This window comes from Parapedobacter lycopersici, assembly GCF_040395035.1.
Classification (GTDB): domain Bacteria; phylum Bacteroidota; class Bacteroidia; order Sphingobacteriales; family Sphingobacteriaceae; genus Parapedobacter; species Parapedobacter lycopersici_A.
Genome location: NZ_JBEBRB010000015.1, coordinates 42700 through 48699, shown reverse-complemented (window position 1 = coordinate 48699; position 6000 = coordinate 42700). Strand labels below are relative to the sequence as shown.

Below are 6000 nucleotides of genomic sequence, written 5' to 3'. Positions count from 1 at the left end.
CCCATGCGTTGATCGTACCGGTTGCCATCAATAACTCCTGGCAGATGGTACGTTATGGATTCTTCCCGCTTAACACGTTTCTCAGCATGTCATGGGAAGTGTTACCCCCTATCGATCCCCAGGGACAGTCTCCGGAAGATGTGGTAGCAGAGGCCGAGGCGCGTATCCGGAGTAAAATCCGATAGCGCACGTTATCTTATTTCACGTATCGGCCTTTCCATTCGTATTTCCCGACGTTTCCGGCTAGACCGATATAAACCATATAGATAATGTGCAACAGCGAGAGCACAGGGAGGTACCCGAGTAGAGAAACTCGTTCCGTGAAGCGGCATAACGGATAAAGAAAAATCAGCTCAACGAGTAATTTCGACCCGAAAGCGACGATAAATACGCTGAACAGGCTGCCGATAAAGAAACTGCCTACCCCTGCCAGCAACAGCAGCAGGTTGAAAAGCCATATGGCAACTCCCAGAGCCACAATCCCCTTGTTTTTGTACTGTGTACTTTTTGAGGCCCACCGTTTCCGTTGGCTAATAAATTCCCGCAGGTTGCTTTTCGCGTCGGTATATACAATGGCTTGGCGCGACTTGCAGAATCCGATCCGTCCGGGATATTTCGCAGTTACTTTATGCAGAAATAATTCATCGTCGCCGGAAGCTAGCCGGTCAATACCGTTAAATCCGCCAAGGTCATGGAATACTTTCCGTCGGTAAGCGAGATTGGCACCATTACATGTGGATGGATAACCATTTCCTATACCTGCAGCACCCAATCCGATGAGATAAAGGAACTCCAGTGTCTGCAGCGTTTCGAAAAAGCTGCGCTCTTCCGAATAGGCAACGGGGGAAGACACCAGAAAATGTTGGTGACTTTCCATATAATGGATGACAGTAGCCAACCACTTCGGTCCCATCCGGCAATCGGCATCGGTGGTTACAATCACATCGCCCTTAGCCATGGCAATCGCTTCCGTGATCGCCTTTTTCTTGTATGAATTCAACGGCCTGGATTCGTTCATTTTAAGCAGTTTCACGCCCTGACCGGCGAAAGACTGAACGATGGCCGATGTATTATCAGTGGAGTGATCATCTATTACAATAATCTCCAGCAGTTCTTTTGGAAATTCCTGTGCCAGGATATCCGTGAGTGTACGTGCAATGTTGGCTTCTTCGTTGCGGGCTGCGATCAAAATGCTAACCGTTACAGCCGCGCCGGGCTCCTGCTGCGTAGCGACGGTGGGTAAAATGTGCCATCCCCTACGCATGTAACAGACCAATACCATGTACACCACCGCAAATACAGCAAGTAAGGTGCTAATGAGTTGTATTGCCAAAGAAGTTAATTTTTAAAACGAATACCGAGCCTAAAATGGCAGGCAATATAAGATTTATGAACCAAATACACGAAGCGATCGCCATCACCGCAATATCGTGATCGGTAATGTGACTATAGAGGTAACTTGCTGTCACGCTTCGCAGGCCAAAATCAAACAGGTCCAGTGTGGGGAGTGCTGCCTGCACAAAAAACAGGATGAAGATCATCAACAGCATCGGAATAAAATCAATACTGGGAATAAGCACCAGCATCAGAATGCAGTACTGTGAAGTAAATACCACAAAACGTCCGAGAGACTGAAGAAAGATGACGGTTAATTCGCGACGGTCGTAGCGGTTCAGCAGTTCAAAGAAACGATAAAACCGCTTCATGAAGCCGATGTGCCGGATCAGCCGATCGATCCACCTCACGTTAAAATACAGCAGCAGGAAAATTCCTGCATAGCTGATTGCCAGCACCCACATTCCGATCTCACCCCACCATCCGATGTCAAAAAAACGAATGGTAAACCAGGCGATACTCAAAGATCCGGCCACGCTGGTTAGCACGAGCTGCGCCAGTGCACCGACGCCCATGGCTACCACGCCAAAAATACGTTTACGGGGTTTGAGGAACATAACCCGACCACCGTATTCGCCAATCCGATTGGGCGTAAAGGCGGCCCAGGTAAGTCCGCAGAAAACAGCCTGAATGGATTGCCAAAGGCTGATCCGTTCGATATACCGGCATAGGTATTTCCATTTTACTGCCTCTAAAATCCAGTTGACAAACATGAGTACCACAACAATCGTTAATGTGATGGCTACGGTACCGGCGCCAAGGTTACGCATTAACCGGTTGAATTCCATCAAATTTTGATGGTTATTGAGTTTATGATAAAGTACCCAAGCCACCAGTAGTAGAATGGTAATCTTAATGACAATACCTGCTATCCTTTTTGCCCTGTTGGTCAAACCCAGTGTTTTAGCGTGCAATGTTACTAATTTTTTATGGAATGCGGCATTTATCCCCTACGGAGAGAACAGAACAACTTTCGCCAAACTTTCCATTTCAGGGTCAATAGGTTCAATTGAAAACCGTAATATTGTACCATGCGCATGACCAAGGCAAGTGAACGAATTATCCTGGGTATTGACCCGGGAACAGTGGTATTGGGTTATGGTGTGTTAAGGGAGGTGGGAAATACGCTCACCTTGATCAGCCTTGGTGTCATCAAGCTTGGTCATCTTGATGATCACGGCCTTAAATTACAGCGTATTTTTCAAAAAACCAGTGCGCTGATCGCGCAGTATAAACCAGATTGTATGGCACTGGAGGCTCCTTTTTATGGGAAGAATATCCAGGTTATGCTTAAACTGGGGCGTGCCCAGGGTGTAGCCATGGCAGCAGCCCTCAATAACAACATTCCTATTTTTGAGTACGCGCCACGGAAAATCAAACAGTCGGTCACCGGCAACGGTAACGCCACAAAAGAACAGGTTGCCGCAATGTTAAAGACGTTACTGAAATTTGAGGAAAGCCCGCAATTCCTCGATGCGACAGACGGGCTTGCCGTAGCGGTATGCCATGCATTCCAGGTGCATGCGCCGGCGGGCAAAAAGAGTTATACAGGCTGGGAGGCGTTTGTAAAGGACAATGCAGATCGGTTAAAATAATCAACTTTTTACCTGTCGGATCACATTTTTCACATTCATCTCGATAATATCTGTCATGGTACGGCAGCCGAAGTAATGCTCATTCCGATAAAAATCGGCATATCCTTCGCGCAATTGCTTAACGTGGACGGCGGTAGACAATTCCTCGGTATTCGAAACATCCCGCAGTGCGGCTATCCGATGACGCTCGCTACGGACTCGATGTACAATAGAAGACCGTTCTTCCTGCTGGTACTGCAATACCGTTGTCGCAGTGAGATGTTCCATGCATAGTTGTACATAAGCCAGGTTATCTTTAAAAAATTGCGGCATGTATATTTTGGGGTTGCCTTCGTAAAACTGCTGATCAAAATCGATGGCGCGGATGCGGAACTGAAAGTCATCAAAATCAGGCGTAATCTGAACGACAAAATTATAAGCACGCATATCACCCAATAGGGTAATCATGCATCGCTCATTAAATTTTACAAATTCCTTGGCGATGCGTTTTGGATTATAATCGGGATTATTGATCAGTGACTGTGTAAATACGTCGCCCGGTATACCGACGATATGCTCTTCCACCAATGTCTGTCCATCTACGATATAGTTAACCGGGTTGGGCGAAATGATCTGTTCAAGTTCCAGTCCATATATCCGCGAAGCATCTGCCTGCTTCACATAAAAATAGTCATAGACATCGTTAAGCCGGTTAACGATCCTAATCCGGAACGGATGGCTATTGCCAAATGCACAATACTCTACCCGGTCAATATATTTATGTTCAACAATACGGGTATTCCCCGATGCCTTGAGTTTGGCATAAAGGATTTTTAAGCCGTTATAAAGATTTTCCTGTACATGCGGTGGATACAGCGGCGTTTCCCACAGCGTGTCTTTACCGTTTTTATCAATTACCGGCGATGTCTCATAAAATTCCATCAGATCTGCATAGCTGATGGGCATCCGTGCATCCCGTTGGTAAGTGCGCAGGTATTTACGCAGTCCGGAAGTTACCGGATATATCGGCTTCTTCTTCGAAATCCGAACATCGTATGCCTCTCCATTTATTTTTCCTGCTTCCAATTGTGTTGTGTCTTTTGATACCTGGACATAGCCGGCGGTTTGATTTCCGCTGTGATACCCAAAGATACGGATTTGTTCGCGCGATATTTTTATCTTTGCGGCAATTTAAACAAACAGATGTATCCATGGCATTACAGTGCGGTATTGTAGGCTTACCTAATGTAGGCAAATCCACGTTATTTAATTGTCTTTCCAATGCTAAGGCGCAGGCAGCCAACTTTCCATTTTGTACAATTGAGCCGAATGTTGGTGTGATCACGGTGCCTGATGCCCGGTTGAACACACTGACAGACCTCGTGAAGCCGCAGCGTGTGGTTCCGAATACGATTGAAATCGTGGATATCGCGGGGTTGGTAAAAGGAGCCAGCAAAGGTGAAGGACTTGGGAACCAATTCCTTGGAAACATTCGTAATACGGATGCCATCATTCACGTACTACGTTGTTTTGATGATGGCAATGTGGTGCACGTCGACGGATCTGTAGACCCGGTACGCGACAAAGAAATCATTGATACGGAATTGCAGTTGAAAGATTTGGATACGGTTATTAAACGCATCCAGAAAGTGGAAAAGATGGCCAAGACGGGAGGCGACAAGGATGCGAAACGCACTTACGAAATACTCAGTGTGGTCAATCAGCACCTAGCATCTGGGAAATCTGCGCGTACCGCACCGATTACAGAAGAAGACTTTGAGTTTATTGCTGATTTGGCTCTGCTTACCGTAAAACCAGTCCTCTATGTATGTAATGTGGATGAAGCATCGGTAAATACGGGTAACGGCTATGTGGACCGGATCCGTGAAACGGTGAAAGAAGAAAATGCCGAAGTATTGGTGATCTCGGCACAGATCGAGTCGGAAATCGCGCAGCTGGACAGTTATGAAGAACGGCAGCTTTTCCTGGAAGACCTTGGCTTGACGGAATCCGGTGTCAACAAACTGATCCGTGCAGCCTATAAACTGCTGGATCTAGCCACTTACTTTACGGCCGGCGTACAGGAAGTTCGTGCATGGACAATTGAAAAAGGGTTTACCGCGCCGCAGGCTGCCGGGGTAATCCATACTGACTTTGAAAAAGGGTTCATCCGCGCAGAGGTTATCAAGTTTGAAGATTTCGTTAAATTCGGTTCAGAGGCTGCTGTAAAAGAGGCAGGCAAACTGAGTGTGGAGGGCAAAGCCTATATCGTGCAGGACGGTGACATTATGCACTTCCGCTTCAATGTATAACGTGTATTGCATTGGTGAAAGATCCTGCAGATAACCGAACCTGTCGATTTTTACGCCAAATGAAAATTTATATGAATTAACGCAGACAAATCATATCTTTGCAATCCCGTTCCCGTAGTTCAATGGATAGAATTTCAGATTCCGGTTCTGAAGATAGGGGTTCGAATCCCTTCGGGAACACTAAAAAGGCCTTAAATGGCCTTTTTTTATTATACCGATACCAATGCCTGGTGAATGTCCCTTACTAATTGTTCCTCCGCTCCTGTCCTTCAACGAACCCGGTGAGTTTCAAGAATGCCATCCTGCTATCTTTGGCTACTCCAAAAATAATCCCTGAATGTCACCTTCCTAATTTTTACAGCGCCAAGTAATCCTTGCCTAATGCAGGCCTAACAAATGGCATCTTTATTGTAGTCGATTTTTCGATAATCAACAATAAAAGAGATGCTTAACAAACCCATCAATATAGGTGTCGCAAAGGGGGCGCAGAAGATAATGATCGAAACGAAAGGTAATAAAGTAATATCTATTATTTTCGATGTGGAGCATGACCAGCTGTTTATCTATCCGGATAACGCAACATCATCGGGGTTTAATACAGACAACGTGGATATATTAAGCAATGGGTATTTGGTTTTAGATCTGGATTCTGCAAGCTGATTCGTTTTGAATAGCATCCAAATTAAAAAAATCAGCCAATCGACTGATTTTAATTGATT

The 6000-nt window shown here is 45.8% G+C and carries 5 protein-coding genes, 1 tRNA gene and 1 pseudogene; 4 read left to right on the top strand and 3 right to left on the bottom strand.

The features are described from left to right. Positions 1–185: pseudogene (locus ABWO75_RS05465) on the top strand (lysophospholipid acyltransferase family protein); the annotation flags it as partial. An 11-nt stretch (positions 186–196) separates the two neighbouring features. Here ABWO75_RS05465 and ABWO75_RS05460 read toward each other — a convergent pair. Both ABWO75_RS05460 and ABWO75_RS05455 read right to left on the bottom strand, forming a co-directional pair. Further along, complete coding sequence (locus ABWO75_RS05460; RefSeq protein WP_353183366.1) at positions 197–1333, bottom strand: glycosyltransferase family 2 protein; 1137 nt, start codon at positions 1331–1333, stop codon at positions 197–199. Then, positions 1314–2309 carry a lysylphosphatidylglycerol synthase domain-containing protein gene (locus tag ABWO75_RS05455; RefSeq protein WP_353183364.1) on the bottom strand — a complete coding sequence of 332 codons (996 nt, stop codon included), beginning with the start codon at positions 2307–2309 and terminating at the stop codon, positions 1314–1316. The genes ABWO75_RS05460 and ABWO75_RS05455 overlap by 20 nt, the downstream gene beginning before the upstream one ends. A gap of 123 nt (positions 2310–2432) precedes the next feature. Here ABWO75_RS05455 and ruvC point away from each other — a divergent pair, with 123 nt between their 5' ends. Beyond that, positions 2433–2990 (top strand): crossover junction endodeoxyribonuclease RuvC, encoded by a 558-nt coding sequence (gene ruvC, locus ABWO75_RS05450; RefSeq protein ID WP_502922394.1) that lies wholly within the window; start codon positions 2433–2435, stop codon positions 2988–2990. Here the strand turns inward: ruvC and ABWO75_RS05445 are convergent, their stop codons facing one another. Next, a complete protein-coding gene (locus tag ABWO75_RS05445) occupies positions 2991–4055 on the bottom strand; it encodes a hypothetical protein (RefSeq protein ID WP_353183360.1) in 1065 nt (354 codons plus the stop codon). It abuts the gene before it with no gap. Positions 4056–4180: 125 nt separating this feature from the next. Between ABWO75_RS05445 and ychF the strand changes: the two genes are divergently transcribed. Together ychF and ABWO75_RS05435 are read left to right on the top strand one after the other, a co-directional pair. Then, entirely contained in the window at positions 4181–5281 is a 1101-nt protein-coding gene (ychF, locus tag ABWO75_RS05440) for a redox-regulated ATPase YchF (RefSeq protein WP_353183358.1), read from the top strand. Positions 5282–5389: 108 nt separating this feature from the next. Further along, positions 5390–5461: transfer RNA gene (locus ABWO75_RS05435), tRNA-Arg, on the top strand. Positions 5462–6000 lie beyond the last annotated feature (539 nt).

Excerpts from the sequence above, each read along its gene's own strand:
- ruvC (WP_502922394.1), top strand. The coding sequence starts at position 2,433 with ATGACCAAGGCAAGTGAACGAATTATCCTGGGTATTGACCCGGGAACA.
- ychF (WP_353183358.1), top strand. The coding sequence starts at position 4,181 with ATGGCATTACAGTGCGGTATTGTAGGCTTACCTAATGTAGGCAAATCC.